The organism is Bacteroidota bacterium (assembly GCA_016706255.1).
In the GTDB taxonomy this organism is placed as follows: domain Bacteria; phylum Bacteroidota; class Bacteroidia; order Chitinophagales; family BACL12; genus UBA7236.
Window position 1 is genome coordinate 1 of record JADJJZ010000010.1, and the last position, 26,912, is coordinate 26,912.

Annotated in this window: 30 protein-coding genes, 2 tRNA genes and 4 pseudogenes; 31 read left to right on the plus strand and 5 right to left on the minus strand. The window is 35.7% G+C overall.

The annotated features are described in order from the left end of the window. Window positions 1-303 precede the first annotated feature (303 nt). From IPI65_14260 to IPI65_14315, 12 genes and pseudogenes are all read left to right on the plus strand, one after another. Window positions 304-807, plus strand: a pseudogene (locus IPI65_14260) (HBL/NHE enterotoxin family protein). A 469-nt stretch (window positions 808-1,276) separates the two neighbouring features. After that, window positions 1,277-1,558 carry a hypothetical protein gene (locus tag IPI65_14265; protein MBK7442644.1) on the plus strand — a complete coding sequence of 94 codons (282 nt, stop codon included), beginning with the start codon at window positions 1,277-1,279 and terminating at the stop codon, window positions 1,556-1,558. A 468-nt stretch (window positions 1,559-2,026) separates the two neighbouring features. After that, window positions 2,027-2,407 carry a hypothetical protein gene (locus tag IPI65_14270; GenBank protein MBK7442645.1) on the plus strand — a complete coding sequence of 127 codons (381 nt, stop codon included), beginning with the start codon at window positions 2,027-2,029 and terminating at the stop codon, window positions 2,405-2,407. Window positions 2,408-2,424: 17 nt separating this feature from the next. Further along, complete coding sequence (locus IPI65_14275) at window positions 2,425-2,562, plus strand: hypothetical protein (GenBank protein MBK7442646.1); 138 nt, start codon at window positions 2,425-2,427, stop codon at window positions 2,560-2,562. A gap of 86 nt (window positions 2,563-2,648) precedes the next feature. Beyond that, on the plus strand, window positions 2,649-2,954 hold the full coding sequence (locus IPI65_14280; protein MBK7442647.1) for a hypothetical protein: 306 nt from the start codon (window positions 2,649-2,651) through the stop codon (window positions 2,952-2,954). A gap of 1,050 nt (window positions 2,955-4,004) precedes the next feature. After that, the gene (locus tag IPI65_14285; GenBank protein ID MBK7442648.1) at window positions 4,005-4,229 is read left to right on the plus strand and encodes a hypothetical protein; all 225 of its coding nucleotides are present in this window, start codon (window positions 4,005-4,007) and stop codon (window positions 4,227-4,229) included. 8 nt (window positions 4,230-4,237) lie between these two features. Continuing rightward, window positions 4,238-4,489 carry a hypothetical protein gene (locus IPI65_14290; GenBank protein MBK7442649.1) on the plus strand — a complete coding sequence of 84 codons (252 nt, stop codon included), beginning with the start codon at window positions 4,238-4,240 and terminating at the stop codon, window positions 4,487-4,489. A 35-nt stretch (window positions 4,490-4,524) separates the two neighbouring features. Further along, window positions 4,525-4,737 carry a hypothetical protein gene (locus IPI65_14295; GenBank protein MBK7442650.1) on the plus strand — a complete coding sequence of 71 codons (213 nt, stop codon included), beginning with the start codon at window positions 4,525-4,527 and terminating at the stop codon, window positions 4,735-4,737. A 192-nt stretch (window positions 4,738-4,929) separates the two neighbouring features. Further along, entirely contained in the window at window positions 4,930-5,271 is a 342-nt protein-coding gene (locus IPI65_14300) for a hypothetical protein (GenBank protein ID MBK7442651.1), read from the plus strand. Between the two features lie 175 nt (window positions 5,272-5,446). Next, the gene (locus tag IPI65_14305; GenBank protein MBK7442652.1) at window positions 5,447-6,184 is read left to right on the plus strand and encodes an IS3 family transposase; all 738 of its coding nucleotides are present in this window, start codon (window positions 5,447-5,449) and stop codon (window positions 6,182-6,184) included. 385 nt (window positions 6,185-6,569) lie between these two features. Then, complete coding sequence (locus IPI65_14310; protein MBK7442653.1) at window positions 6,570-7,058, plus strand: hypothetical protein; 489 nt, start codon at window positions 6,570-6,572, stop codon at window positions 7,056-7,058. A 17-nt stretch (window positions 7,059-7,075) separates the two neighbouring features. Next, window positions 7,076-7,630, plus strand: coding sequence for a hypothetical protein (locus IPI65_14315; protein ID MBK7442654.1), 555 nt, complete (start codon window positions 7,076-7,078; stop codon window positions 7,628-7,630). Here the strand turns inward: IPI65_14315 and IPI65_14320 are convergent, their stop codons facing one another. Further along, window positions 7,631-8,293, minus strand: a complete 663-nt coding sequence (locus IPI65_14320; GenBank protein ID MBK7442655.1) for a hypothetical protein — start codon at window positions 8,291-8,293, stop codon at window positions 7,631-7,633. Window positions 8,294-8,543: 250 nt separating this feature from the next. Then, window positions 8,544-8,891, minus strand: a complete 348-nt coding sequence (locus IPI65_14325; GenBank protein ID MBK7442656.1) for a DUF3024 domain-containing protein — start codon at window positions 8,889-8,891, stop codon at window positions 8,544-8,546. A 791-nt stretch (window positions 8,892-9,682) separates the two neighbouring features. On the opposite strand from IPI65_14325, the gene IPI65_14330 reads away from it, so the two are divergent. The 6 genes from IPI65_14330 to IPI65_14355 all read left to right on the plus strand — a co-directional run bounded on the left by IPI65_14330 (window position 9,683) and on the right by IPI65_14355 (window position 14,145). Further along, window positions 9,683-11,233, plus strand: a complete 1,551-nt coding sequence (locus tag IPI65_14330; protein MBK7442657.1) for a hypothetical protein — start codon at window positions 9,683-9,685, stop codon at window positions 11,231-11,233. A gap of 426 nt (window positions 11,234-11,659) precedes the next feature. Then, window positions 11,660-11,730: transfer RNA gene (locus IPI65_14335), tRNA-Gln, on the plus strand. A 13-nt stretch (window positions 11,731-11,743) separates the two neighbouring features. After that, window positions 11,744-11,815 (plus strand) — tRNA-His (locus tag IPI65_14340). Window positions 11,816-12,482: 667 nt separating this feature from the next. Beyond that, a complete protein-coding gene (locus IPI65_14345; protein ID MBK7442658.1) occupies window positions 12,483-13,382 on the plus strand; it encodes a T9SS type A sorting domain-containing protein in 900 nt (299 codons plus the stop codon). A 10-nt stretch (window positions 13,383-13,392) separates the two neighbouring features. Then, window positions 13,393-13,554 carry a hypothetical protein gene (locus IPI65_14350; GenBank protein MBK7442659.1) on the plus strand — a complete coding sequence of 54 codons (162 nt, stop codon included), beginning with the start codon at window positions 13,393-13,395 and terminating at the stop codon, window positions 13,552-13,554. Window positions 13,555-13,605: 51 nt separating this feature from the next. Beyond that, on the plus strand, window positions 13,606-14,145 hold the full coding sequence (locus IPI65_14355; protein MBK7442660.1) for a hypothetical protein: 540 nt from the start codon (window positions 13,606-13,608) through the stop codon (window positions 14,143-14,145). A gap of 784 nt (window positions 14,146-14,929) precedes the next feature. On the opposite strand, the gene IPI65_14360 is transcribed toward IPI65_14355, so the two are convergent. Further along, window positions 14,930-15,229, minus strand: a complete 300-nt coding sequence (locus IPI65_14360; protein ID MBK7442661.1) for a HigA family addiction module antidote protein — start codon at window positions 15,227-15,229, stop codon at window positions 14,930-14,932. Window positions 15,230-15,847: 618 nt separating this feature from the next. Here IPI65_14360 and IPI65_14365 point away from each other — a divergent pair. From IPI65_14365 to IPI65_14375, 3 genes and pseudogenes are all read left to right on the plus strand, one after another. Further along, window positions 15,848-17,419, plus strand: a pseudogene (locus IPI65_14365) (DUF4331 domain-containing protein). 26 nt (window positions 17,420-17,445) lie between these two features. Beyond that, a pseudogene (locus tag IPI65_14370) lies at window positions 17,446-19,185 on the plus strand (DUF4331 domain-containing protein). A 146-nt stretch (window positions 19,186-19,331) separates the two neighbouring features. After that, on the plus strand, window positions 19,332-19,736 hold the full coding sequence (locus IPI65_14375; GenBank protein MBK7442662.1) for a T9SS type A sorting domain-containing protein: 405 nt from the start codon (window positions 19,332-19,334) through the stop codon (window positions 19,734-19,736). Between the two features lie 1,154 nt (window positions 19,737-20,890). Here the strand turns inward: IPI65_14375 and IPI65_14380 are convergent. Both IPI65_14380 and IPI65_14385 read right to left on the minus strand, forming a co-directional pair. Next, the gene (locus tag IPI65_14380; GenBank protein ID MBK7442663.1) at window positions 20,891-21,421 is read right to left on the minus strand and encodes a T9SS type A sorting domain-containing protein; all 531 of its coding nucleotides are present in this window, start codon (window positions 21,419-21,421) and stop codon (window positions 20,891-20,893) included. A 32-nt stretch (window positions 21,422-21,453) separates the two neighbouring features. Beyond that, window positions 21,454-22,263 (minus strand): hypothetical protein, encoded by an 810-nt coding sequence (locus IPI65_14385; GenBank protein ID MBK7442664.1) that lies wholly within the window; start codon window positions 22,261-22,263, stop codon window positions 21,454-21,456. A 241-nt stretch (window positions 22,264-22,504) separates the two neighbouring features. Here IPI65_14385 and IPI65_14390 point away from each other — a divergent pair. From IPI65_14390 to IPI65_14435, 10 genes and pseudogenes are all read left to right on the plus strand, one after another. Then, window positions 22,505-22,916, plus strand: a pseudogene (locus IPI65_14390) (Hsp20/alpha crystallin family protein). A gap of 232 nt (window positions 22,917-23,148) precedes the next feature. Continuing rightward, on the plus strand, window positions 23,149-23,502 hold the full coding sequence (locus IPI65_14395; protein ID MBK7442665.1) for a hypothetical protein: 354 nt from the start codon (window positions 23,149-23,151) through the stop codon (window positions 23,500-23,502). A 41-nt stretch (window positions 23,503-23,543) separates the two neighbouring features. Continuing rightward, window positions 23,544-23,768 (plus strand): hypothetical protein, encoded by a 225-nt coding sequence (locus tag IPI65_14400; GenBank protein MBK7442666.1) that lies wholly within the window; start codon window positions 23,544-23,546, stop codon window positions 23,766-23,768. 4 nt (window positions 23,769-23,772) lie between these two features. Further along, a complete protein-coding gene (locus IPI65_14405; protein MBK7442667.1) occupies window positions 23,773-24,261 on the plus strand; it encodes a hypothetical protein in 489 nt (162 codons plus the stop codon). 72 nt (window positions 24,262-24,333) lie between these two features. Then, a complete protein-coding gene (locus IPI65_14410) occupies window positions 24,334-24,492 on the plus strand; it encodes a tetratricopeptide repeat protein (GenBank protein MBK7442668.1) in 159 nt (52 codons plus the stop codon). A gap of 52 nt (window positions 24,493-24,544) precedes the next feature. After that, complete coding sequence (locus IPI65_14415; GenBank protein MBK7442669.1) at window positions 24,545-24,736, plus strand: hypothetical protein; 192 nt, start codon at window positions 24,545-24,547, stop codon at window positions 24,734-24,736. Further along, complete coding sequence (locus IPI65_14420; protein MBK7442670.1) at window positions 24,723-25,199, plus strand: HupE/UreJ family protein; 477 nt, start codon at window positions 24,723-24,725, stop codon at window positions 25,197-25,199. The genes IPI65_14415 and IPI65_14420 overlap by 14 nt, the downstream gene beginning before the upstream one ends. 32 nt (window positions 25,200-25,231) lie before the next feature. Next, window positions 25,232-25,654: a hypothetical protein gene (locus tag IPI65_14425; GenBank protein MBK7442671.1), complete on the plus strand. Its 423-nt coding sequence runs from the start codon at window positions 25,232-25,234 to the stop codon at window positions 25,652-25,654. A 261-nt stretch (window positions 25,655-25,915) separates the two neighbouring features. Next, window positions 25,916-26,299: a hypothetical protein gene (locus IPI65_14430; protein ID MBK7442672.1), complete on the plus strand. Its 384-nt coding sequence runs from the start codon at window positions 25,916-25,918 to the stop codon at window positions 26,297-26,299. Window positions 26,300-26,561: 262 nt separating this feature from the next. Next, the gene (locus IPI65_14435; GenBank protein ID MBK7442673.1) at window positions 26,562-26,834 is read left to right on the plus strand and encodes a hypothetical protein; all 273 of its coding nucleotides are present in this window, start codon (window positions 26,562-26,564) and stop codon (window positions 26,832-26,834) included. The last annotated feature ends 78 nt before the right edge of the window (window positions 26,835-26,912 follow it).

A 26,912-nucleotide genomic window follows, 5' to 3' on the forward strand; every position in this document is an offset into this window, starting at 1 on the left:
AATTAATTTGGTAATTTTAAAAGGTTTACTAACTTGTTTTTGATTAAAATTATTAAAACACACAATCTTATTTTTTAACCCAAATCAAAACCATTTACGTATACGGGATTAACATTAGGTGGATTAGCCGCTGTACTAGGGCTGTAACTCCTTATACCCCGGACCAAAATTAAGAATGCATTGGCTATGTATAAAATCACGGCTTACACAACAAGGCCCTGGATAGCGTGAACCTGCCTTATCTTGCAGAACATACCCATTGCTATACTAAATTTAGTGAAGACTATTTTCCATATATAAGCACATGCGCAAATTTGGTTAACCAGTATATTACCTATGTATAGTTCGATTCCGATTTCAATTCAAACCTTTTATAATAATATGCAAATTATGGAAGCGCCATTGAAATCTATTATCAATTCATTGATAAGTAATCCAACTGATGCCAATAATTTAGCTAAATTTAAAAAGCAAATAGGAAGTATTCGAGGATCCATTATTTCTAATGCAAAAACGGTTGACTTTATAGAAACTGTTTTAGACAAATTTGCAACCGATATGGCTACAGACCTCACAACTTTAACAAACGCGGTTTCTGAAATGACCAAATTGGCGAGTACTGATCAGGACCTGGTTAATTCTTTAAATGCTGAGATTGCAAAATTAAAGTCCGAACTCAAAAATGGGAACAATTTGCTGCAAGGTGGCAATGTAGGTGTCACAGGTGGCGTTATTGCTAAAATTGGTGTTTCACTATTAAATGCCGATCCGCAAGTAAGGTGCTTGGTGGTATTGCCCTTGCACTAGGTTTGCTTTTAACTGCGGCTCTGTTATTACGACTATTGTGGCTAATTCGAATATCAGACAAATTCAAGATAATATTTTTGATGATCAAAAAATCTAGGTCCTCTTGATGCTGATATTACAAGTATTAACATGATTACTTCTTCACTGCAAACTCAATTGATGACAATAAAATTGCTTCAGGTGTAATGGACAACATCAAGAGCCTTTGGACCCTGGTTGATCAGGAACTAGATCACTACAAATTGAACTAGATGATATTATTAACTCGCTTCAACCCCACATCTCAAAATTTCACGCAGGTTTTAAATGATTTGAACTCGCTATGCAATATTGGGATGATTTAAACACAGTTGCCCAAGATATCGATATGATTAATATTACATACGACGAGGAATTATATATTATTCCCAAAACTGCAACTGCATAATTTCGGATAAATTAGATTTATTAACTCAAATTTTATTAAAACATGTTACTTACCATAAAAAAAAGCAGTGTTACAAATTTTACAACTCAATTTAACGATTATGTAAATAATCTTTTAGCTATCACCGCTTATCATCATGCTATAGAAAACTTAATTTGGCCAACTCTGCAATTTCAATCAGCGGATGGGACTGATAGTTACAAAAATGCCAGAACTAAATATAACGATTATATTCCGAATCAGGCTGTCGATCTTCGAACCCATGCGCAAGAATGGATTAATTCAGTGTTACCATTACTTATGCATCATCACCACCGTAATTAGTTATTTTAATAACATTTTGAATCGAAATTGATTCTATAAATTCAAGCCTTGAGGCACTTATAGCAGACCCAACTGATAAGTTAGAAAAACAACAATTGGTAAACGTATTATCGGCGCTTCAAAAAAGTCTGGATCAAAAAGAAAAAGTATTTACAAACAAGGATGAAAATAACCCCGAATCATCGAAGTTTTGACTAATTTTTATAATACTTTCAGCAACGACATTAACCTATTGAATGCCGGAGTAGTTGCAATAAATAATATGACCGGTGCAGACAAAACAATGCTAACTACACTTAATGAAAGCATTTCAACTGTAGATAAAGAGATAGATAACCTCAACAGTCAGATTACTGCTAATGCTATTGGAATTGGTGGTTCTGTGTTTGTTACAGTTATTGCTGTAGCTTTTCTTCCTGAATCGGCCTTATTTGTTTTGGTGGTCTTGCGGGAGTTGCAGTTGCTGTTATGCTGGCTAAAGATAAAGCACAATTACTTGCCGATACCGGCAAACTCAAAATCCTTCATGATCAGGCCACGCAGATTAATAAGGATATAATAAATCTCAATACAATTAGCGCAGTTGTATCAACTGTCGAAAGCAAATACCAAACAGCACTAAAAGCACTTACAGAAACACAATCCATGTGGAATGATATTAATAACGAATTAATTGAAATTATTGATACAATTAATGCTTCAATGACAAAAGTTGGAAGCGCTGATCCTGATTATGCAACTATGCAATCGAATATTGTTGCTGCTAATACAGAATGGAATACGCTAGTTCAACAACTCAATTTAATAATTAATTTAAATATTAATTATGAACAAAGGTTCAATTGTTAAATCCAAATTAACACTTCATGTCTAATATTTATTCTGTCGATTTACAAGCATTTGTATCGATGTATGCTCAGGTATCAAAATTTTATTATGGTATGTGGTCAACCGGTATACCTGTATCTATTTCCCACAATCCAGCACAGCTTGGGTTGATGTAGACAACAGTCAACATTTGGCGAGATGATTATAGATCTGAATTTGTTAATTTTTTAAATCAATCGTTGATAATTGGAACAACAGCATCGTGAATGGGTTTCTTCCTAACTATGTATCTACGAAAAATGCATTCCTAAAAGATACCACATCTAAACCAAACCTTGATTCGCTAATTGGAGCCGTATCTGTATTAGATAAAATTTTTGGTTCATTTAGTCAAACTGCAACGGATTTCATTGTTAAATTCGACGAAATAAGTGGAAACCTGCCCGACCCCGGTTTAATACCACCAGGAAGCATTTATCAAATGTTTGGGGATGTAAAAGATGCAGTTGATCAATGTACAGATCAATTTAATGCTTCATTAATTACAAACAAACTCCACTTATTTTAGGGTTAGTAACAATAAACGTTCAAACTTCAGCAGGTTTATTGCCACTCAATTGCGGAGTAAGTGGGTTCACCTGCTAATATTGCTTCAGCTGTTGCAAATGATACAAATATTGCTGCCAAACTGAAAACCCTAAATAACCTTTGTAGCCAGGCGCTTTTGACAGATCCAACTGATGTATGATTGGGTTCGTTGCTTTTATCTTCACGGTTTAAGTACGCCATTGGGTGAACCTCTGGGCGATTTAATTTTAAGTATTCGAACACCATTAGCACTAATTATGGATGCTATTGAAAATACATCAAAAATATTTCCAATATTCATATTGCACTGGTCAATTATCGCGACAAACAAATTAGTTTGATTTCATAAATGACCTGAATATTGCCCGAAATGTTAACGGATAAAACCTGGCAAACATTATTAAGTTATTCACAATACATACTCGGTTTGCGAATTCAATACGATTCAAACGCAGTTACAATTTCATAAACTATTAATTAATTTATTATGCAACACGCCAAATTTATTTTATTATTATTTACTATATCTTTTTTGTATCCTGTGGTAAAACCAACCAAAAAATACAAGGCAAATTCAGTCAATGGGAGTAGTAGCAAACAAGCCCTATTTCATCTTATTTTCTGATGTGCATTTAAATAGTCTGCGAACCGATTCTGACTATGGATTTGATACCGGAACCAAATTGTTTGACGCTGCAATGCAAAGCATTTACGAGTTAATGGTTTCTTCAAACCCACCACAATTTGTATTGTTTACCGCGATCTCCTGCTCATTTATCAATTACAAGTAATATTTGTGCGCATACTAAACCAATAAATGCGGGAGGACTTTGCAACATGAACGCAACGATAGTATCGTATTAAATACTTTTTTATTCAAAATTTAAATCAACCGGGCATCCCATTTCTTTACTTGCCGGGTAATAACGATGGACTCAATGGTGATTACTATCCATTTACCGCCCGGTAAAAAAATCCACTTGGTTTATTGCCTAACAATTCGGTAAGTTATCCAACTTTGAACTTAGATATGGACACAACAAAAAGCAGCTTTATTGTGAATATTGACAACATTGATCAGGGTTACTATAGTGTTGAAATAGGAGGTGGACTAAGAATAATTGCGCTTAATTCAATTATGTTTTGCACGGATTATCAATTGGCTGATAATTTAACAAAAGAATTGAATCGCAAAGAACAAATGGACTGGTTGAGCGCCCAATTAAAAATGCACGAACCGATAATAAAAAAGTAATAATTGGAATGCATATACCACCAGGAATAGATGCTCATAGTAGTTCAGCAATGTGGGATAGTTCTACTCAGAATTGGGAAACCGTTTTTTTAGGCATCGTTCAGGAATATCAGCAGGAAATTACTAATCTTTTTTATAGCCATACACATATGGATGAATTTAGAAGACTATATGATACACTCGGCACTAAAGTTACTGAAATAGCATATTCATCTCCGGAATTAGTCCCGTTCATTGTAACAATCCGGGTTATAAGGTAGTATATTATGACGCAACAAATTATGTAGTGGAAGATATGATTACCCATTATACAATTCCTGATACAAATATGTGGTTGGACTCTACCTATAGCTGGAAATCGGAATTTAATATTTCTGCGACACAAACACTACAAACGATATTACAAAATAGTAATTTAAACAATTTGCTACCACCTGCCGAAAAAATTTACACAGTTTTTAATAATCAAGGGAGCGATAAAATAAGAAAAGGTATAGAAGTTAAATAACGCCGTAACATACCATTGCCATGTAAATCAATTCGGTATTTAATTTGTGACTTGTCCTAAAATAGGTTTACACCAAAAAGTGTAAAAAATGGACGAAAAAATCATTCCAAAAGAACGTAAGCATTTTACGCATGCCGAAAAACACATGATAATTCATGAGTTACTTTCAACGAATATTACAAAGACAGCGATTTGGAAAAAAGTACAGGGCAACAACAGGAGCATGGGCATATTACTCGTTGGATGAAAAACTTAGGCTACGATGCTGGAAATATAGTCAGAAAGCCTAACATTGTAACAGATTTATATCCAATGAAACAACGGAAACGAAAGGCTGATAATCCGGAAAATGTTAGTGAAGAATCTATAGAGACCTTACAATTAAAGCAGCGAATCGCAGAGTTGGAAAGGCAATTAAAAGAAGCTGAGCTAAAAGCGACAGCCTTCTCTACAATGGTAGATATTGCAGAAAAGGAGTTTAAAATTCCAATAAGAAAAAGCTCAATACCAAACCATAGAAGCCATGAAAAGTAAATTTTCACACATAGGATTAGCCAAGTTATGTGAGTGGTTTGGTATCACCAGACAGGCTTATTATCAACACAACTGGGATGAAATTTCAACCAACCTGGAAGAAGAATTGGTAATACAACGGGTAAAGGAAATTCGTAAAAGTCATCGTGTAATGGGGTACTGAAAACTGTATGAAATGCTACAACCATTTCTAATAGAACATCAAATAAAAATGGGTAGAGATGCATTATTCGATATGCTTGCGGCAAATTATTTATTGGTAAGAAAACGGAAGCGACGAATACAAACTACCAACTCATCTCACTGGTTGAGAAAGTATCCCAACCTCATTCGTGCCTTTGTTCCCAAAGCACCAAATCAGCTTTGGGTAAGCGACCTTACCTACTGGAAAATAAGTTCAGGGGAACATCTTTACATTAGTTTTATTACAGATGCTTACTCACATAAAATTGTAGGTTATCAGGTAGCTGAAACAATGGATGCCATTGAAAGTATACAAGCCTTAAAAATGGCACTCTCTACATTGACGACTGATACCCACTTAAATCTCATCCATCACAGTGATAGAGGGATACAGTATTGCAGCTACGCTTATGTAAAGCTATTGCAGGACAACGGTATAAAAATAAGCATGACTGAAAATGGTGATCCATTAGAAAATGCCGTTGCTGAACGAATAAATGGAATCATCAAGGGGGAATACTTAGAAACCTACAACATAGATAACATAAAGGATGCAAAGGCTTTGCTTATTAATGTTGTAGACCTTTACAACAATGAAAGACCGCACATGAGCATCAGTAACTTCACACCAAACTGTATTCATCATTCATTAAATAATATTAAAACAGATAGATTATGGAAGAATTATTACCGAAAAAAAACTATAATTGTAAATCAGGAGCAGGACTAACAATGAAATGTAAACCTATAACAGGATTAATTAGTTAAACTGTAAACTTATTTTAGGACGAGTCATACCATTCTTTCGCTCTTACAGAGCTGGTTTTTGTTTAGATTTTTCAAATTATGAAATTAAGCGCATTTACAAATTCTGCGCATTATCATCGAACTTCAACAAAAAAAATGCATACTTTGATATGTAATAGTTTATTGTCAAATTTAAGCTGTATTTTCAATGAAATTATTGTACATGGCATTTTTTAATTTAAATTGGTAAATTGCCACAATATTTTATTAATTATTTTTACCCCATACTCATTTTTACCGTATGAAAATTCGTGTATTTAAAACAATTATTTTACTTACTGTGGCGTCTGCTTTAATACAGGGCAAATGTGCTCAAACCGACGTTATTGATTCTGTATTTGCGGCGCAATTCCGCAGGCAAACAATGTTATATAATAGGTGAAGTGCATTTAGATCAGGAACTTCCTGTTCAGGAATCTATAAATATGATAGCACAAACTGCTATTGCTGAGGACAGTTTACGAAAGTTTTTAGTCACAGAAAGAGGTGTTAATCATTTTATGTTGGAATTACCTACCTGCAATGGATATTTTGTGCGGGAATATATAAATACAGGAGATGAAACTTGGATAGCATTTTTTAAAACTAATACTTATATGTATGCCCGCATTAAAAATTTACGGGCACAAAAATTAATTAACAATGCAGTATCAATTACCTGTGTAGATATCAACTATCCTCAAGATGCTGAACGAACTTTATTTGCATTACTTACACTGGCATTTTATGATCATTATAGTGTTGTATATTACCCGCCTTATAATACTGTAGTAGCAAACCAGTTTCGGCAGACTTGAATATTGCGATATCCATAATGCAAACGGATACCCTAAATATTACACCTGAATTACGGCAATTTTTTACAGAATTAATAATAATTCTTACCCAACAAAGTGCAAATGCCACCATGGTTCATAACTTAATTACCGGTACTTATTCAAATGCCGGATTAATTAAAGCGCTACAAAAGTTTTACGCAACCGGATGGCCTGAAGTCAAACTGATAATGGATGGCTATCTTGCAGGTTTTGAATATAAAACAATCAATTCAAAAATGCTTACCGACAGAGATTCACTGCTTACGAGCACAATTAATGAGATAATTAAGCACACTAAAGGTGATACTTACTGTTTACAATTAGGCGATATTCACAGCCGAACTAATGATGCTCAAAATGATGTGAAAAGTAATTTGGAAAGTAAACTTGGTTTGACAACTTATAGCATCCATTTAGTACCGCAAACATTTGCTACCAGACTCCAAAATATTTATCACCCCGATATGCCATATGATTTTAATTTTACTGGTATTTTTAAATTGCGTATAACCAATTCAGATAATTGTGATATGTTAATTTTAAATCGATAGCTAAGTAACCTTTGGATTATAAATTAAATTACTGATGGCTATCATTGCTGTTTCAGTGACTGGGTTCGGATAAATTTGCAGTAGTGAATCCTGAGTTTTTTCATTAATATCGACTGAAATATTTGGTTTAGTTAATATATCAATTGGTCCGTCAATGGCTATTGAGTGAAGCGAGTCAAGATTAAAAATGGCCTTGAAAATAAATGGTTCACCCACATCCAAAATTGATGCAACATAATTTCCGCTCCATTTAACCCATTCGCAATTTAATTCGGGTGATGGTGTAGAATCCCAAGAAATAGTTCCATTATGCCCTCCTATTATTAGTGTTGTGAAATCTTCAATTGTAATTGGGTTCATATTTAAATACGAAGATACATAAAAGGATACGCGATAATTTGTTAATCCTATAACACCGCCCAGTGTTTTTTCTATTCCGATTGCTTCAAAAGTTATGTTTTCATTTCCGTTTGCTGACATCAGCATTTCTGAGCCCGCATTTGGAAATAATCCAAATGTCTCACCGTCATTCCAGTTTTCGCTATTTAGTTCATAATAAATATTATCACCTGTGACTTCTTCAAAATTGTTGGTTATTGCCTGTCCAGAAAGCTGTTCAATCAGCAAAAGTGCAAACAAGCATAAAAGCAAATGTGTTTTCATGGTTTAGGTTAGAATAATGCAACTTAAATTTAATAAAATTTTTAGTAAGGATATCATGTATTAATTATTGTCACAAAATAGACATTATAACTTTGTAAATTGTTGAAAATCAATAGTATATATAATTAACATAATTCAAGTAGCTGGTTTACCTTGTCACAATTATTCTCACTATTTTAAGAGTAGCTAAGTAATTCCTTATACAAATGGTTTATTATTTTGTAACCTTAGTAATCTACTCGTTCGAATTTCAGCCCCTAAAGCAATGATGCTTATCATCTTCAACCAATTGAATAAATTCCGGCAGACTTTCCACTTTTGACTGGGGCGAATAAGGATGCCAATTTGAGTTTGCTCTCATCCAAAATACTTTCCAGCAATTTTTTGCTTTTATAAATGTGGTTTTGGCAAAAGGGTGTTCTTGTATTACTTCGGGTTTATTCCACTGTGGCCTTATTTCAAAAATAATAATGCTTTGGTTATCAATTGTATAACCGATATCTAATTTGTCTCTAATATCTTCCGGCGGCCTTATTCTCGATAAAAAATTTTCCATTACTTCTATGATTTCCAGGGTTTGTATAGGGGTGATTGGCATTTTTAAAAAAGCTTTGTTTGGGTTTCAATAAATCCTTACCAGGTTCTTATAAAATTCCTCACTCTCCGTATCATTCGACCTATCCAGCAGTGTAATCAGGTTACTTTTAAACCCTCCAATTTCGGTCCGGTTAGGTTTAACCTTTAAAAAGCTTTGTTGAGGGCCTGTTTCGGTTTGAGCTGGGTTGGGAGCATGGATGGATGGTGATTTTTGTGGGTAAAGATAGGGGATTTGGGTTGGATGGGGGGAGGGCTGAATAACAAAACAAGGATATTGTTTTTCGCGGCATAGAATTTAATATTTATTCGCTTCAAAGCGGCTATTCTTGCTTATTTCGTGGCTTTTGGTTATTTTTAAATGTTAATGCGATATAACCATGTTAATACAATTCTTTAAGCGGTTTAGGTTCCCAATAATGATTATTGCAATTTTTAGTATCGGGTTACTGATGTCCTCCAAAAACTCGGAACCTGAAACTAATTATAAAACCTCATATACAACTGACGTGTGGGTATATATTTGTGTAAGTCCAACTGCATATGCATATCATGATAGTTTTTGTAATGGATTAAATAACTGCACACACAGAATTGATTCAATTCCACTATATAAGGCTAAGGAGACTGGTAGGAAACCCTGTAAAAATTGTTATTAGGCTTTTTATTATTAACTGTATATGAATTTTTAAATTTAATTTTGGATTACCTGAAATTTAATTAATTTAGGACTTGCGACACGATTCTTGCTTTAATTATTCAAGGTTAATTAATCACACTTTAAATTCATACCTTATGAGAAATTTAATCTTTAACTTATCAATCTCATTCATTGTAATTTCTTTATTTACAAATTCAGTAGTTGCCTGTACTGCCGGGCTATCTCCGTCAGGATCAATTGCAATCTGTCAGGGGAGTTCAATTATCTTATCAGCTTCTCCGGTTGCTGCCGGTAATAGTTATTCCTGGTATAGGAACGGGATATTAATACCTGGGGCTGCATCTACATTGGTTGCAAAAAAAAATGGTGCTTACACTGTTAAAATTACTGATGCTTTTGGCTGTGTTGCGACTTCATCGCCAACAAATATCTTCGTTGAAGCAAAACCTGCAGCCAATATTACCTTCGCCGGAAATTTAAATATTTGTCCTGAAACGGAGTTTGAAACTTTAAATGCAAATTCAGGTTTAGGGTACACTTATCAATGGATTAAAAACGGGGTTAATATTGCAGGTGCTAATGCAACTTCTTATGATGCTACAACAGCAGGCAGTTATCGCGTAAGGGTTACAAATGCAATTGGTTGCTCAAGGAATTCGGCACCAGTTTCAATTACGGAAGGTTGTTCTATTCCATGCTCCAATCTACCTGAAGAGTATACTGAAGGTTTGGTTGCTTTTTATCCGTTTTGTGGTAATGGCAATGACGCGTCAGGTGCATTAGGTAATTCAGCGGTTTTTAATAATGCTATTCCATCTTCAGATAGGTTTGGAAACCCTTCAAGTGCCTACTATTTTAATGGATTTGATACCTATATGATTGCAAATGCCAATAGTTTTCCAACAACATCTAGGACTGTAGTGTTTTATTTTAAATTAGATGACCTAATACAACATCACGGAATTTTAGGATGGGGTGGGAACTCATGTGGGCAATCTTTTTTTATTTCCATGAATCAAACAGATTTGCCTAACCAATATATTGCAGAGGGGCATTGCTTAGTGAATTTAACCTCAACTTCTAATTCATACCCACCAAGCCTAGATTGGCATCAATTTGCGATTACAACTGGCGATGGTAGTACACAAATGTATTTAAACGGTATATTGATTAATAATTTTGAGGGTGTTGACCACGATGGCACTTATAATTTAGGTAAAGATTTTGTTATTGGAGCGGTTCCAGCACCATTTGGTTCCGGTGCTTATACTGACGTAAATTTACAAATGTTTAAGGGGTATTTAGATGATGTTATTATCTACGACAGGGTTCTAACTTCTGAAGAAGTATTAGCATTATATAACTACTTTAGTATTGGTGAGAGGGAACAAAATGAAATTGAACTTGAGCTTTCAAGCAATCGTGAATTAGTAGTATATCCAAACCCGGTAAATTTGCATAATGACAACCTTAATTTTGATATAAAAGGGATGGATTTAGATGGAATAACTGGTTGTCTAATTATGAATAATTTGGGACAAGTTGTGTATGCAAGTCAAGATAATATACCAATAACCAATGGTAGTATTACTTTGTCAAATATCAATCTTAGTGCCGGGCTATATCAAATTGAAATTAAGGTTACAGGTGAAATATTTAATAATTCATTTGTAGTGATCGAATGATTTCAATCAATCAACTTTCAATCTCTAAAACTAAGATAATAATTCGATAATTTTATTTTCAATTTTGCTTTAAAATTAAGCAGTAAAAATCCCTGTTGTGTAAATAAATTTAAAGACTTTTACATGTAAATTTTATTTTTTCAAAAATTAATTTTATATTTGTAGCATGAAAAATTTAATTCTACATCAACAACACCATCAACTTCGTCAGCAAAGCGATGTATGGGGTTATTGTGTCTAGTGTATAAATACAAAGAAACTACAAACCCCATACAGCAATGTATGGGGTTTTTTTATTTCACTGTGATTTGATATTGATAATATCAAATCACAGTGCAGGAATATTATTGCATTTTCAAATACGAATCATTATGAATTTGTGTTGCAGTATTTATAACGTTAGAAATTAAATTTCAAACATTAAATTGCCCTTTCGTCTAACGGCAGGACAACAGCTTTTGGAGCTGTGTATCGAGGTTCGAATCCTTGAAGGGCAACAATATTAATATGGTGCTATTACGCTAACGGTAAGGCGGACTGCCTGTGGAGCAGTTGGTATCAGTTCGATTCTGATATAGCACCCATAAAAAGATGATTTCAATTTTGTTGTTTGAAATTTTAATCTATAGGGGATGCTTTTGAATATTCTCAATTTATAGTTGTATTTAACATTTTTCAATCAGCCTTCCCATCAAACCGCTTAATCCCTTCAAGCATCTTTCCCTTCTACCTCAACTCACTTTCGAAATCATTAGTTCTATCCTGCAGCGTAATCAGGTTACTTTTAAACCCTTCAATTTCGGTCCTGTTGGGTTTAACCTTTAAAAAAGCTTTGTTGAGCGCCTGTTTTGGTTTGAGCTGGGTCGGGAGCATGGATGGATATGGGTTTTGGGGAGTAAAGATAGGGGATTTGGGTTTCTAATCTAAAATACCACAGATAGTAACTTACATATTATCAGCTAAAGAACAATTAGGTTGCCTGAACGTATGGTATTCAACTTTATCATCCACCGGAGGGGTAATTTAATTATTAAAATCACGAAAGAAATTATCAGCAACTCGGATGCAAAACCCCATCAACATTTTATGTGAAAGTCGCTTAAAAAAACCGGAAAATGCATTACCAGTTAATAAAATTCAACTATCTTTACTTAGTATCAGTGACTTTAAATTGGGTAAGTTATAATGTTTTTCTAATAACCCATTTGTTTTTGGTTTTAATTACAAAATAACAAAATAACCCTTTTGAATGAAAAAACTATCCGGCTTTTTCGTATTAATTTGCTCCTTTTGCGGGCTGCAATCACAAACAAATATATACCATAAATTCCTTACAGAAGGTGCAGCATGGAGTGAACTGTTTATTACCTACACTTTTGAATATGACAGCATAACTTATATTCAACATGAAGGCATATTCGGAGATAGTGTAATTGATGGAAAGTTATATTATAGAATGGGTTCATTTTTGATGAGGGAGGATACAATTAATAAAAAAGTTTATGCGCAGGAATTAGGTTTAGGATGGCCCGACACACTGCTTTATGATTTTAATTTAAATATTGGCGAATCTGCCGCACATTGCGCAGAGTTTTCAGTTGGAAATTTATTCCCCGATGCGGTGGTTACAAATATCGACTCGGTTTTAATTGGAACCTATAGAAAAAGATGGGAGATAAATGCTCCCCTTATTGAGAATGGTGATTCAATTACTTACTGGATAGAAGGGATAGGAAGCGACAATGGTATATACAACCCTTTTAGCTCATGGTATTGGCCGGATATTAGAAGGCTGGTTTGTTACTCAGAAAATGAAAATGTCTTATATTCTGATCTTGAATTTTGGTATGACTGTTCAGAAGTTTTTGAAGACACATCGGATCAAATATTTGATAATGCATTTGAAAATTCGATTATTGTAAAACCGAACCCGGCTAACAAGTACCTTCAAATATCATTAGAATCAAACCGCGCACTAAACCACTATGAATTCGCTGTCTTTAACATTGCGAAGCAGCTAGTTTTAAAAGATTCCATTAGCGGTCCTAATTTCACTTTAGATTGCTCTAATTTTCAAGAAGGATTGTATTTTCTTCTCTTATTTGACGGAGACAAAACGTATTGTAATAAGTTTATTGTAACGCATTAAAACTACATTTATGAAAACCGCTGTTCCACTGCTTACTTTTTTATTTTCAATTTTAATTGCTGGCAAAAGTGAAACTACTTTAGGACAATGCGCTAGCGGAGATTGGCGTATTATAGGTCCTACCGGTATGCCCGGCTATAATATTAGCTGTAAAATCATATTTCCCAAATAAGACCAATTGTTTATTATTTTTAATTACAATAGAACAAAATAACCTTTTCGGATGAAAAAACTATCCGGTTTTTTAGTATTAATTTGCTCCTTTTGCGGGTTGCAATCGCAAACAAATGTATACCATAAATTCCTTACCGAAGGTGCAGAATGGAGTGAACTAGTTATTTCTTACTCTTTTGAATATGACAGCATTACTTATATTCAACATGAAGGCATATTTGGAGACACAATAATTGATGGAAAATTATATTATATTATGGGCTCATTTTTGATGCGTGAGGACACAATTAATAAAAAGGTTTATGCTCAGGAATTAGCTTTTGGATGGCCTGATACACTGCTTTATGATTTTAATTTAAATATTGGCGAATCTGCCGCACATTGTGCAGAGTTCTCTGTAGCTAATTTATTTCCCGATGCGACAGTAACAAACATTGATTCTATTTTCATCGGTAAATACAGAAAACGATGGGAAATAAAATATACCCCATTAGTTGAGGAGGGGACTCTGTTACTTACTGGATTGAAGGCATTGGAAGTGATAACGGCATATTTACCCCTTATGGTTCATGGTATTGGCGGATATTAGGAGATTAATTTGTTATAAAGAAAATGATAGTGTATTGTTTTCTGACCTACAGTTTTATTATGATTGCGATGGTATTTTTTGAAGACACGAGTATAAATATTTTTGAAAATATTATTGAACCAACATTTGTTATTCAACCAAACCCAGCCGACAAGCTTACGCAAATCATTTTGCCAAATGAAAGTAACGTGATTAAACAATTGGCAGTTTTCAATGTAAAATCAGCTTGTTTTTGAAGGTAAATTTATTGAAGATGAATTTAATATGAATTGCAGCGGCTTTTATCCCGAATTTATTTTATTGTAATTACAGAAGGCCAAAAAAAATACTATAACAAACTTGTTGTAACACATTAAATTTTATATTTGAATATTAGGCTGAATACTGCTACTATATGATATTTAGTAATTTCCGTTGTAACAGATAGTTTCGGGTAATATTTACAAAAAAAATCAGTATTTTCACTAACAGTATTTTGAGATTTTACAAAGCGTATAATATCTGCATGCCTGTTGTTTTTTATTTTAGAACCGAGCACTTCTCCCATTGAAAAATGGAATATGTGTATGTTTTGGAAAAATGTCTTTACAATATTTAGCTACATTTTTGGCTCTTTTTTCTGAAAGCTTTAAGTTAGATTTGATATTCCCAACCAAGTCGGCTACTTCACTTCAGCGCAAGCACTTTGGGTCTTCGATAGCAGTATCAATTTCGTTTACTTCGTACACGAAATGTCAGTTGACTAAATTGAATTACTGTAATTTAAGAGTTTCACTATATATTTTCACGCAGCCTTCCCATCAAACCGCTTTATCCTTTTAATCATCTTCTCCTTCTCCCTCAACTCATTTTCAATGTCAAAATCATTTTGTAGCCCCAACCAAAATTTTGCAGAGTTGCCGAAAAATTTGGAGAGGCGCAATGCAGTGTCGGCTGTAATTCTACGATTGCCTTTTATAATTTCAGAAATGCGTGTTTGCGGTATGGCAATTTCTTTCGAAAGTCGGTAAGCAGATATTTCTAGAGGAATTAAAAATTTCTCTGATAAGATTTTTCCAGGGTGAATATTTTTTAAGCGTTTCATTTTCTGTGAGTTTGTCATATAATGAAATTTGCATACTAACGTTTAACGTTACTAACGCCAAAGGTAAGTATAATTTTTTTTCAGCCTCAAACTTTATTTATGGCTTTATTTCATAATTCCGACGAGAATGCATCTTATATACCAGCATTTTGGAAAGTTATTAATAGTTAGAGTGGTGCCTTTTGAAGCGACTTAGTAACAGTGTTCTGCTTCAGCCGCGTTAGGGGTTGTAGCGGAAACCCCGCAGACCGAGGAACGAGGGCGAGGAGTTGCAGCGGAAAACCCGGGGCGCGCACGGTAATTGACATCGGAGGGTGATTGATAATGCGCGCCAACGCCCAAATCAAAAATACTTTTAAGGTTTTCCAATCCAACCACCCATTCCCCTCGTATATCAGCGAAATAAATTTTCTAACCTTAAATGTATTCTATGAAAAAATTGCTCACCCAACCAATTAGAAGGTTGCAGCATGTAGCGATAAACTGCATGTTCATTGCCTCAGGGTTGATGGCTACGCAGGTTATGGCATCGAGCCCAGAGAGGCTCCGCTGATTGCCAATGACCCGCTTGCCGACAATACTGACCTTTACGTATTCCGGAGCCCGGATGATCCGAATATGGTTACGATTATTGCCAACTACATTCCGGCTGAAATTCCTTTTGGCGGTCCGAACTACAACCACTTCGGCGAAAATATCCGCTACGAAATTCACATTGATAATAATATTGCCACGCCCGGTGATGATATTATTTATCGCGCAACTTTTACGCGCACAAACGAAGATCCTACTACATTTTTTAGTATTCGTTTAGGTGCTGAAAATTTGAAAACTACGTACATGCTCGAAAAAGTGTAGACGGTGGTTTAACATTTAATACCATTGTTACTGATGGTATAGTTCCTGCTATCAACATTGGCGCACGCTCTATTGAAGATGCTGTTGTAGGCTTAGGCGCAGCTTCTTATGATGAACTTATGATGAACGCTGTTGCAACTGCTGTAACAGGCGAAAAAGTATTTTGTGGTCCGGTTGACGATCCGTTTTTTGTTGACCTTGGTGGTATTTTCGATTTAGGAAATGCACCTCGTGCTACAGAAACTCCACGTGATGGTTTAGGCCATTTTAATACACACACAATTGCCTTACAAATTCCGATCAGCATGTTACAAAAAGATGGTTTTATCGGTTGATATGGCTGATGACATTTTAGATGGTGATTTTGTGATTGGTGTTTGGGCAAGTGCTAGTCGCCGTGCAATTCGCACATTAAATGGCGATGGTACTGAAAGTGCTTCAGGCGATTGGATTCAGGTTTCCCGTTTAGGAATGCCTTTAACCAACGAAGCAGTGATACCACTGGGCGAAAAAGATTATTGGAATTCATTATCTCCTTACGCTGAAGATGCTGCACATTTTGAATTTTTCTACAATCCTGAATTGGCATTGTATATGGATGATGCATTGTTTGGAACAGCAGTTCCGCAATTTCAAAAATTACGTATACAAAAAGCAAGTTTAGGTGCTTACAATTTCAGCAATGGTGCTGATGGTTTATACGGATTAAAAGGTTCACCTGCGGTTGCGGGAACTGCATTGGATGATGCAATTTTCGGAACATTATTATTACCGGCGGCAGGCAAACCACGTTCGGTAGATTTATGGCCAATATTTTTTACCGGTGCACCGAATTTAGCGCCTTATCAATTAGCTACAGGTAAAGGTGGAAATCCACTAGCTGCGGGCAAACCATTTATCAATAACTTTTTACCAAATGGTGGTGATATGTTACGATTAAATATGGCTGTTCCTGTTACTGATCGTATGAGTCCTTTCTTCAGTTCTGAAGGTTTATTAGCGGCAGCTGTTATTGGTTTAACTGTTGATCCGTTTAATACAACTACTGCATTAGAATTTATTCCAAACATGGATGGTTTCCCTAACGGTCGCCGTTTGGAAGATGATGTTATACGCATCGAATTACAGGCAGTGAGCGGAATTGTTTTAGCTGCAATCGGTTTATGGTACGATGATTATGATGCTGCAACAGGCGAATCACCGGTTACCCGCGATATGCGTGATGTAATTAATTACACAACACGTGTTGAACATAACGATGCACCATTCCAAACAACTTTCCCTTATGTTGCTGCTCCATGGAGAGGAACTGAAGTTGACTTTGAATATTAATTCCAATCATCATCAAAACAAATACAATGAAAAATAAATTTAACATATTTAAAGAAAAGTTGAGTACGCTACTCATCGCTGCGATGATGCTGGTACCTACTTTTCAAGCGTCGGCTTCCAGTCACCGTGAAGCACCGCTTATAGCCGATGATCCATTGGCTGATAACACGGATTTATATGCGTTCCGCAGTCCGGATAATCCGGAAATGGTTACGATAATTGCAAATTATATTCCATTGCAATTACCTCACGGCGGACCAAATTATTATACGTTCGGAGAGAACATTCGTTATGAAATTCACATCGATAATAATATTGCTACATTAGGTGATGATATTATTTACCGATTTACTTTCAGCAGAACGGATGAAGATCCAACTACATTTTTTAATATTCGCTTAGGTGCTCAGAATATTAAAATGACTTAACCTGCGAAAGAAATGCTGATGGTGGTGCATCATTTTCTACCATAATTAGTGGTGGTTCTGTTCCGCCTCCTTTTATCGGCCCACGTTCAATTAACAGTGGTGTTGGTTTAGGTACTTCTTATCAAACACTAATTAATAATGCAATTACACCAATGCCAGGCGGTGGAAATGTTTACGCCGGTCCTGCTGATGATCCGTTTTTTGTGGATTTAGGTGGTGTATTTGATTTAGGTGATATGCCACGCATGGGTGGTGAAAGTCACGATGGCGTTGCATGTATGAACGTGCACGTTATTGCATTACAAATTCCAATTGCACAATTACAAAAAGATGGTTTAACAGCAGCTATGGCTGATGATATTTTAGACGGTGATTTTGTAATTGGTGTATGGGCAAGTGCTAGTCGTCAGGCTGTGCGCACATTAAATGGCGATGGAACAGAATCATCAAGTGGTGACTGGATTCAAGTAAGCCGTTTAGGTATGCCTTTAACTAACGAAGCAGTTATTCCAATTGGAGAAAAAGATTATTGGAATTCATTATCTCCTTATGCAGAAGATGCAGCACATTTTGAATATTTCTACAATCCTGAATTAGGTTTATATATGGATGATGATTTATTTGGTGGTGCAGTACCTGCGTTAGCTCCTTTGCGTATTCAAAAGCAAGTTTAGGTGCTTATGATTTTACAAATGGTGCTGATGGTTTATACGGATTAAAGGTTCACCTGCGGTTGCGGGAACTGCATTAGATGATGCAATTTTCGGAACATTATTATTACCTGCTGCAGGCAAACCGCGTTCAGTGGTTTATGGCCGATATTTTTTTACAGGTGCACCAAATTTAGCACCTTATCAATTAGCTACAGGTAAAGGTGGAAATCCACTTGCTGCGGTAAACCATTTATTAATAACTTTTACCGAATGGTGGTGATATGTTACGCTTAAATATGGCTGTTCCTACAACACCAAGAAATGATCTAGTTTCAGTTCATTAGGTTTAGTGCAGGCAGCAGTGCTAGGATTAACTGATCCGACTTATGCAGCAACTGCAGACTTACAATGGATTCCAAACATGGATGGTTTCCCTAACGGTCGCCGTTTAGAAGATGATGTTACACGCATCGAATTACAAGCCGTGAGTGGTATTGTTTTAGCAGCTATTGGTTTGTGGTATGATGATTATGATCCGTTAGTGGATCCTAGTCCTGTGACTACAGATTTATTAGATGTATTAACTTACACAACAGGTGTTGAAGCAAATGATACTACATTTAAAACTAAGTTCCTTACGTGCAAAAACCATGGAGTGGTGCAGGTAAATGTTCAGGCTTACCGGTAGATTATTTAGCAGAAACAGATTGTAGTGTTCCTACAGATTTAGCTGCGGCTACTGTTGATGCAACTACAGTTTATTTAAGCTGGAGTGCTGAGGAAGCAACAACTTATCGCGTTGATTATCGTGTTGTAGGTGTTGGTCCTGTAATGAAAATGCCTTCTGTTGCTAATTTCACAACAATATATGGTTTAACACCATGCACAAATTACGAATTTAGAGTTACTGTAAAATGTGTGAATGCTGGTGAAAATTATACAACTGAATGGGTTCCATTTAGCACACCATGCAGAATGGGTACTTCTACAGCTAATATGCTTGAAGTTTATCCTAATCCTGCAAGTGATAAAATACAATTAAATTATTTCACTAGTGAAGCAGGTGCAGTTTCAATTAATGTGGTTGATGTTACAGGTAAAGTTTATATTACCAAAACTTCAACAGCAGTTAATGGAAATAATACTTTCACAATTGGCTTAGATGCACTTGAAAGTGGTGTATACTTTGTTCAGATTAAAATGGTGAAAAACAGGTTATCGATAAATTTATCGTAACCAAATAAAAGGTGCTTGTATGTTTGTTTATATTAAGAGGGGTTTCGAAAGAGCCCCCTTTTATCTTACAATGCGAATGCATTTGATATACCCAATGGAACAGCCGAATAATGTGCTGATATGTTGATGTGCTGATTAATAGCCGGAAGATGTACCAATGGAACATATGACTAATGTGCTAATCAACAGCCGGAAGATGTACCAATTTGTTAATGTACCGATGTACCAATGGAACAGCCGAATAATGTGCTAATATGTTGATGTGCTAATGTGCTAATTAACAGCCGGAAGATGTACCAATTTGTTAATGTACCGATGTACCAATGGAACAGCCATTTAATGTGCTGATGTGCTAATGGGATGATGTGCTAATTGAACAGCCGGATAATGTGCTGATGTGCTAATGTGCTGATGTGCTAATTGAACAGCCGGATAATGTGCTGATAAGATAATTTGTATCCTGTAACCGAAATTTATGTAATAATTAAATAACCAAAAATGCGCTGAATTTTTTAATGATCTTATTTTCAATAACATGAAAAATAAATCATAAACCCAGCTCTGTAAGAGCGAAAGAATGCAGAAAAATCCTCCCACACCTCCCATCAGCCCTGTAGGGGCGACAGAATTAATGTGCTGATGTGCTGATGTGTCCGCCGCGGCGGATGTTGATTAACACAGGAAGATGTACTCAATTTGCAAATGTCCAATGGAACAGCCGATTTTGGTATGAATTTTATTTGGTGCTTCGGTAGGGAATAATATAAATTAATTATTATTTTGATTGTTGAATATTGTAAAATGGAAACAATTAAATTGAAGATTTGCAAATTATTTTTTTAACCACGGAGGCCTCGGAGCAACAGCACACAGAGGGCGCGGAGGGTTAGAAGTTGGGATTTATTTTATAATTAATGTTGCACATTTCTTGTCTTAATGTTGAGTGTAGAAAAATTTCTCTGTGTTTCCCCTGCGTGAATTTCCTTTGTGCCTCCAATAGCTATCGGGGTTTCGGTTAAACATAATAAGTATGTTTTTTTGGAATACAAATAATGATGAATATAGAAACAGATTTAACGGGTTTGAACGGATTTAATCTGTCTTTATCCGTTAAATCTGTTTAATTTGTGCCTGCCTGCCGTGGTAGGTTGCTTTTAAAAAACTAGTACTGTAGATATCTCAGATCCGCATTTGATTAAATATAAACCGGGTATTTTTTGGGAGAGATGAATTTGGGTTTGGGTGGAGGTGATGGTTTGAGATAATATTGTTTGTCCGAGGGGATTAATTACTTCGAGTTTTAAATCATTTTGTAAATCAGCGGCATCAACAGTAATATTAAAATTACCGGAATTTGGGTTGGGGGAGATGGTAATATTGTTTTTAGTGATATCATTAACGGCTTCAATTATTTCTTCACCGTAACGGAAAATGACACCGGTATTATTTGCTCCGCCGTAGTTGGTCATGCCAAATAAAGCACCATTTACTTTAATTAAACTACCAAATGGAAGTGAACCATTATCGCCATCAAAATCAATTAAATGTGTAAAATTACTACCATCATTATCTATCTGAAAAGCAAATCCATCGTTATCTGGACCACCAAGTTCTGTCATGCCATAAATTGTATTTCCATCGATAATTAACGAGCCAAGCGGTTGGGCTCCGGTAGTAAAGGTCAAATCGTATAATTTTTCATAACCGGTTCCATCGGTTAATATTTTAAAATAGTTCCATAATTATATTCGCCGCCGATATTTGTCATTGCGTATAAATAAGTTCCGTCATAAACCAGGCTCCCATAAGGGAGGGAACCATTTGGGTCATCTTGCATGTCCATTAATTTTTGGTAAGATGTTCCATCTTTTTTCACTTTAAATGCAGTGCCTTGATTTAATAATCCGCCATAGGTTGTCATGCCAAATAAAAATGTACCATCAGAAATTAAAGCACCATAAGGTCCTGTTCCGGATGTAGGTCCGTCGAAGCTAAAAATATTTGTAAAATCAGAGCCATCGGTTTTTAACCTGTAAATAAATCCTTTCGAAAAAGCACCACCGGAGGGTGACATGCCGAATAAATATTCGCCATCATAAAATAATTTTCCTTCTGGAAAGCTGCCTCCATCGCCACCGGGAAAATCATAAATTTTATAAAATTCGGAGCCATCCATTTTTAATTTATAAATTCCACCAAATCCGTAAGCAGCTTCATATTTTGCAATGCCATATAAATAAGTGCCATCAGAAACTAATCCGCTTTGTCCGACTGCACCCGTTAACGTATCCTGAAAATCAAGCAGTTTTACAAAATCGGAGCCATCTGTTTTAATTTTAAATACCGTTCCATCATTATACAGTCCCCAATTTGTGGTAGTGCCGTATAAATATCCGTCGGCAAAATAAAATTCAGCAAAATAAGGATACGCGCCGGTTTCAGTAGTTCCAAAATCCATTAGTTTGGAATACTGTGCATTTGCAAAAAATGGGATTAATGTAATGAGTATAAATAATTTCAGTTTCATAATACTTTGTTTTTAAAATCAGGAACTACAAAGTACCGAAAAATACATTGGCGTTGAAATACCGCAATAGGGGGACAGGGGAACGCAGATTTGAATGATGCCGATAGCTATCGGCACGGATAAACTGGATTAAATCTGTCCAAATCTGTTAGATCCGTTTAATGCCTCTTCTTTTTAAAAAACAATATCTAAACACTTCAAACGACTATACAAATATTATATAACCAAAAAAGGTTTAATTATGTATCAAAACCAAACATGTGCCGCAAAAGGCAACAGAGGAGGCAACGAACGGCAGTTGCTTTACCGGTCAATGGAAAGAGCCGCAGTAAACATTTACACCACGGAGAACAGCTATGAGATGCTGGTATTTGCTCCGGGTAGAATTCGCGAACATTTCAGCGTGGAGCTGGAGGGTGGACAATTAACCGTAGGTTACCGTCCCCCCTGAAGGATTTCCTCGTCGGAATGGGTGCGCAGGGAATATAGTCGCGGCGGATTTTCGCCGGACTTTTACCTTAGGTGCAACCATTGATGCTTCTGCAATTTCAGCGAAGTATGAAGATGGTGTTTTGCACATCCACCTGCCTTTGTTAAAAGGTGAGGCGATGCCAAAACAAAAAATTAATGTGGGTGTAATCGACATTAATTAACGCAAACGGCAATCTGAAAAGGTTGCCGTTTTTTTGTGTTGTATTGAAATTTCAATGTAATAGGCTTCACCTTTCGATTCATGAAATTTTTTTTTTCTGTTTGTAAGGGGAATTGCATCCACCCCTACAAACAGAAAAAACGCTTTTTAGGAACAATTTCCGAGCAAAAAATAAATTCATCCTTAAAAATCCAAACCCTGCCTATCATCGTATATCTCCCAAAACAAACAACATGCAAAATCAAATCTTTACCTTACTATTCGTTGCAGCCACACTGTTTACAAGCCAGAGTTGCTCCAATATGAGTGGAAAAAATACCGAAACTTCAATGAATTCGGCTATTCCGGCGCTTCTCGACAATCCACTTACTTCAGGAAAAGTGGAAGAATGGGAAGAATTACTCACCAATTATGATAAAGCTGTAGCCGGCCTCCAAAAAAATCCGGATGCGCTGGATCAGTATATTGTGTTAGCTCAAGTATTTATTACCGAAGCTCGTTTAACCGGAAATAACAGCTACTATAATCAGGCTGCAGTAAAAATGTTAGATAATATTTTAAGCAGCGAGAAAAAGATAAAGACCTAGAATTTCAGGCATTAACATTAAAATCAGGCGTTTTACTTTCAATGCATCAGTTTGAAGATGCATTAACTGCTGCCAATGCTGCGTATGCCATTAGTAATCATAATGCACAATTATTAGGTGCTTTGGTTGATGCCAATGTTGAACTCGGCAATTATGCTAAAGCAGTTGAATATTGTGATATGATGATGCAATTGCGTCTGATATTCGTTCATACTCCCGCGTATCTTATTTACGTCAGATTTACGGCGATAATGCGGTGCTATTGATGCCATGAAAATGGCCGTGGAAAGCGGATTACCGGGAGCTGAATCTACCGAATGGGCGAGAGTAATTCTAGGTGATTTATTATTGATGAACGGCGATTTAAAAAATGCCGAAATATGTTACTCAACTGCTGATGGTTTACGCGAAAATTATGCGTATGCAAAAGCCGGTATGGGCAGATTAGAAAAAGCGAAAAAAAATTACGATGCTGCTATTCAATATACTGAAGCTGCAATTACCATTATGAGCGATGTAAGTTTTGTAAATCAGCTTGCAGACATCTATGCATTAAAAGGTAATACTGAAAAAGCTGCTGAAATTCGTGATGATGTTTTGGATATTTTAAAAGATGGTGAAAAAGAACAAAATAAATCGGATGTAGCCATTAAACATAATGGTGCTCGTGAATTAGCATATGCTTATATGCAAAATGATAAATTAGAAGATGCTTATACTTTTGCTAAAAAAGATATCAGCACTCGCCCGAAATATTGATGCAAATGAATTAGCTGCCTGGATTGCCTATTTATCAGGCGATTATTCAGCAGCAAAACATACGCTGATAATATGCTGAAAACAAAAGTAAAAAATCCTGCAACGTTATATAAAGCAGGCATGATTTACAAACAATCAGGTAACGGCGCAATGGCTGAAACACTGATGCAGGAAGCTCTTGCATTGAATCCAAATGTTGCTGCGCAGATAAATACTCTTATTTCTAAGTAATATATCCAACCGGACCGGTCTGCAATGGCCGGTCTTTTTAAATTATTTACTGATGAAAAAAATAATTTTCCCACTTGCTATTTTATTACTAGCAACTTTTCCTGCTGCGGCGCATACCATAAATTATACTTTAGATAAAATGGATGATGGTGAAGTGTTTGGCAAATATTTAATTGCCGGATTTCAACATATTATTCCGCTCGGTTTAGATCATATTCTTTTTATACTTTGTGTGTTTTTTTAAATACAAATCTGAAAAAATAATTCTGCAGGCAAGTATGTTTACGCTTGCACATACTATAACACTGGGTTTAAGCATGTATGGCATAATTAATCCGCCGGGTGCTATCATTGAACCAATTATTGCATTGAGCATCGTATTTCTTGCCATAGAAAATGTATATTCCGATAAAGTAAAACCATGGCGACTGGTGATGGTATTTATTTTTGGTTTGGTGCATGGAATAGGCTTTGCAGGTGCATTAAGTGATTTGGGTATGCCCGATTATGCATTTGCCACAGCCCTAATCAGCTTTAATGTTGGTGTTGAACTTGGACAAATGGCCATTATACTTACCATGTATTTTTTAGTTAGCCGACGATTCAGCAGTATGAACTGGTATCGCAGCAAACTGGTAATTCCTGTTTGTCTGGTCATAGCCGTTATTGCCGGATACTGGACTATTGAGCGCATCATGACCGTATAAATCTAAAAACAAATTGAATTCATAAATTGAATATGCCTAAAGCAAATACATATCAGCAAAAACTGGAATCAACATCGATATTGTTGTTGCTGATCGTATTTTTTTCGCTTATACGGCCGATTATGCCATTTATTACCGATGGTATTGCCCATCATTTTTATTCGGAGCAACATCAGCAATTACACCAACTGGGCATGAATCACCTTGATAAAGATTTAAAAGCTGCGAATGAAGATGATAAAAATAGCGGCGCTGAAAAAATCATTAACAGAACAGGTATTAATCGGTTTTACCGCTGTTTTACAATTAGCAGAACCGAAAGTAATTTATATTCGCTTCAGCTTGAAGCATTCGATTTTATAAAAATAATTTCAAAATTTCTGACCATTGAACCGCCGGATGCAGACTTGGATGTCTGCCCGAACCTTGATATACAAGCTATTTCAATCGTTTAATGGTTAGAAAATTAAAGGCAGACATTCTTCTGGTTATTTATAATGCGGAGCTGCAGCGTGGCTGCGTTGCAGCTTTTTATTGCCTTTACTTTTTAAATTTTGAAAACATGTTACCTACTTATTGTAAAAAATACAATTACTTATTTGTATTCATATTACTATTTACTTCACAACACATTTATGGTCATAATGGCACCATTCACGGGAGTGTTGCAGATAGTCTAAATAATCAACCGCTAAGTGGTGTTGTAGTTCAATTGATTGAAACCAATACCATTACTGAAACCAATAATTTCGGCGTTTTACATTTTCCAATTTCCAAAAGGTGTTTATCATATTGAAATAAATAATCTTGGGTACGAAAATGCATATTTAAATGCAAATGTTGATGATGTTGCAACTACACAATTAACCGTGTTATTAAAACAGGCTCCCATATCATTGGAAAGTGTTACGATTCAAAGTAATCGTACGCATGAACAGAATACCATTTCAGCCATTGATATCAAACTGCGGCCAATTGAAAGTGCACAGGATTTATTGCGTTTGGTGCGGGTTTGTTTATTGCGCAACATGCAGGCGGTGGTAAAGCGGAGCAAATATTTTGCGGATTTGATATTGACCATGGGACAGATATTAGTGTGAATGTTGACGGTATGCCTGTGAATATGGTAAGTCTGCGCACGGACAAGGTTACGCGGATTTACATTTGTAATTCCCGGAACCATTGCGGTCGTTGGATTTTTTAAAGGTCCCTACAGCGCTCAATATGCAGATTTTGCCACTGCAGGTTCTATTAATTTTAATACTGCCGATTATATTGATCATAATTTAATTAAACTCAGTGCCGGGTCAATTTAATACGCTGCGCACATTATTGATGCTGCAGATACCTTTTTGAATACAGTTGGTAAAACACAAATCTGCCTACATTGCTGGAGAATACCATGTTTCAGATGGCCCGTTTGAAAGTCCGCAGAATTTTAACCGTGCCAATATTTTTGCTAAATACCGGTCATTAATAAATGATAATACCATTTTAAGTTTCTCAGCATCAACATTTAGCAGCCGCTGGAATGCTTCAGGACAAATACCGCAGCGTGCAATTGATTCAGGTTTAATTGACAGATTTGGTGCAATAGATGATAAAGAAGGTGGATCAACGGTCGTTCCAATTTGAATTTAGAAATAACAAAAATGCAAATACAGAAATACATTTACCAATCAAATTTATTTCACGGATTATCGGTTTGAATTA

What these genes read in the sequence shown, in the direction of transcription:
- IPI65_14265 (MBK7442644.1), top strand. Translation starts at nt 1,277, where the DNA reads ATGTTACTTACCATAAAAAAAAGCAGTGTTACAAATTTTACAACTCAA.
- IPI65_14270 (MBK7442645.1), top strand. Translation starts at nt 2,027, where the DNA reads ATGCTGGCTAAAGATAAAGCACAATTACTTGCCGATACCGGCAAACTC.
- IPI65_14275 (MBK7442646.1), top strand. Translation starts at nt 2,425, where the DNA reads ATGTCTAATATTTATTCTGTCGATTTACAAGCATTTGTATCGATGTAT.
- IPI65_14285 (MBK7442648.1), top strand. Translation starts at nt 4,005, where the DNA reads ATGGACACAACAAAAAGCAGCTTTATTGTGAATATTGACAACATTGAT.
- IPI65_14290 (MBK7442649.1), top strand. Translation starts at nt 4,238, where the DNA reads ATGCATATACCACCAGGAATAGATGCTCATAGTAGTTCAGCAATGTGG.
- IPI65_14295 (MBK7442650.1), top strand. Translation starts at nt 4,525, where the DNA reads ATGATTACCCATTATACAATTCCTGATACAAATATGTGGTTGGACTCT.
- IPI65_14305 (MBK7442652.1), top strand. Translation starts at nt 5,447, where the DNA reads ATGCTACAACCATTTCTAATAGAACATCAAATAAAAATGGGTAGAGAT.
- IPI65_14315 (MBK7442654.1), top strand. Translation starts at nt 7,076, where the DNA reads ATGCAAACGGATACCCTAAATATTACACCTGAATTACGGCAATTTTTT.
- IPI65_14320 (MBK7442655.1), bottom strand. Translation starts at nt 8,293, where the DNA reads ATGAAAACACATTTGCTTTTATGCTTGTTTGCACTTTTGCTGATTGAA.
- IPI65_14325 (MBK7442656.1), bottom strand. Translation starts at nt 8,891, where the DNA reads ATGCCAATCACCCCTATACAAACCCTGGAAATCATAGAAGTAATGGAA.
- IPI65_14330 (MBK7442657.1), top strand. Translation starts at nt 9,683, where the DNA reads ATGAGAAATTTAATCTTTAACTTATCAATCTCATTCATTGTAATTTCT.
- IPI65_14345 (MBK7442658.1), top strand. Translation starts at nt 12,483, where the DNA reads ATGAAAAAACTATCCGGCTTTTTCGTATTAATTTGCTCCTTTTGCGGG.
- IPI65_14350 (MBK7442659.1), top strand. Translation starts at nt 13,393, where the DNA reads ATGAAAACCGCTGTTCCACTGCTTACTTTTTTATTTTCAATTTTAATT.
- IPI65_14355 (MBK7442660.1), top strand. Translation starts at nt 13,606, where the DNA reads ATGAAAAAACTATCCGGTTTTTTAGTATTAATTTGCTCCTTTTGCGGG.
- IPI65_14360 (MBK7442661.1), bottom strand. Translation starts at nt 15,229, where the DNA reads ATGAAACGCTTAAAAAATATTCACCCTGGAAAAATCTTATCAGAGAAA.
- IPI65_14375 (MBK7442662.1), top strand. Translation starts at nt 19,332, where the DNA reads ATGAAAATGCCTTCTGTTGCTAATTTCACAACAATATATGGTTTAACA.
- IPI65_14385 (MBK7442664.1), bottom strand. Translation starts at nt 22,263, where the DNA reads ATGAAACTGAAATTATTTATACTCATTACATTAATCCCATTTTTTGCA.
- IPI65_14395 (MBK7442665.1), top strand. Translation starts at nt 23,149, where the DNA reads ATGCAAAATCAAATCTTTACCTTACTATTCGTTGCAGCCACACTGTTT.
- IPI65_14400 (MBK7442666.1), top strand. Translation starts at nt 23,544, where the DNA reads ATGCATCAGTTTGAAGATGCATTAACTGCTGCCAATGCTGCGTATGCC.
- IPI65_14405 (MBK7442667.1), top strand. Translation starts at nt 23,773, where the DNA reads ATGAAAATGGCCGTGGAAAGCGGATTACCGGGAGCTGAATCTACCGAA.
- IPI65_14410 (MBK7442668.1), top strand. Translation starts at nt 24,334, where the DNA reads ATGCTGAAAACAAAAGTAAAAAATCCTGCAACGTTATATAAAGCAGGC.
- IPI65_14415 (MBK7442669.1), top strand. Translation starts at nt 24,545, where the DNA reads ATGAAAAAAATAATTTTCCCACTTGCTATTTTATTACTAGCAACTTTT.
- IPI65_14425 (MBK7442671.1), top strand. Translation starts at nt 25,232, where the DNA reads ATGCCTAAAGCAAATACATATCAGCAAAAACTGGAATCAACATCGATA.